At 55.7% G+C, this 1,094-nt stretch carries 1 protein-coding gene; it reads right to left on the reverse strand.

The window, feature by feature from the left end:
* Positions 1-29: 29 nt before the first annotated feature.
* Positions 30-1,043 carry an IS30 family transposase gene (locus tag ACYP2A_RS13910; protein ID WP_459745730.1) on the reverse strand — a complete coding sequence of 338 codons (1,014 nt, stop codon included), beginning with the start codon at positions 1,041-1,043 and terminating at the stop codon, positions 30-32.
* Between the last annotated feature and the right edge of the window lie 51 nt (positions 1,044-1,094).

Consider the following 1,094-nt stretch of genomic DNA (forward strand, 5'->3'; position numbering starts at 1 on the left):
GGCGGTTGCAGGAACCGAGTGCAACACGGTCATTGAATTGAAGTGGGGGGCTCATGATACATACCCATCACCTCGGTAATCACTTCAATCGGACATCTGAAATCGAAGCGTTTACGAGGCCGAATGTTCAGTTGATACGAAATGGCGTCCAGCTGTTCCTGGCTGTGCTTCGACAAGTCCGTACCCTTGGGCAGGTACTGGCGAATCAAACCGTTGATGTTCTCGTTACTGCCGCGCTGCCAAGGGCTGTGCGGATCGCAAAAGTAAATTGCCACGCCCGTTTTCTGGGTCAGTTCGGCGTGTTTGGCCATCTCACGGCCCCGGTCATACGTCATGCTTTTACGCACCTCCAGCGGCATGCTGTTCAACGCCGCACTGAAGCCTTCGACCGCCGAGGTCGCGGTGGCGTCGCGCATTTTGACCAGGATCAAATAACCACTGGTGCGCTCAACAAGCGTGCCCACCGCCGAGGCATTGTCCTTGCCCTTGATCAGATCGCCTTCCCAGTGGCCGGGCATTTGCCGGTCTTCGATCTCGGGCGGACGCACGTGAATGCTCACCATGTCCGGAATCTGGCCGCGTCGGTCAACACCGCCACTGCGCGGTCTGCGGGTGCTTTTGCCTTGGCGCAGACACAGGATCAACTCCTTACGCAACTCGCCCACAGGCAGTGCGTAAATGGCGTTGTAGATGGTTTCACGGCAGACGTAAGCTTCTTCAAAATTGATTTTCATGCGACGCAGCTTGCCCGCGATTTGCTCGGGAGAAAAGCCTTCTCGAAGCAAGTAGACAATCAGCTCGAATCGCTCATTGCCCGGCACCAGCTTTCTAGCGGGACAGCAGACTTTTCGACGTTCACGAGTAAAAGCCTGGGCTTGGCAGGCCGCATAGCTTGCGTTGATCACCTTATTTCTTTTCAACTCGCGGCTGATGGTGGACGGACTACGCCCCAGCAGACGAGCAATCTCTCGCTGACTGAGATCTCGGTATTGTCCGATTTGAATGGTGACGCGTTCTTCGATACTGAGTTCGGTATAAGACATCGCGGCACCTTACCGGAGGTAGAGGTGTTGCACTCAGTTTTTGCGGCCGCC

The sequence above is a fragment of the Pseudomonas sp. 3A(2025) genome, from assembly GCF_054589175.1.

What these genes read in the sequence shown, in the direction of transcription:
- ACYP2A_RS13910 (WP_459745730.1), bottom strand. Translation starts at nt 1,043, where the DNA reads ATGTCTTATACCGAACTCAGTATCGAAGAACGCGTCACCATTCAAATC.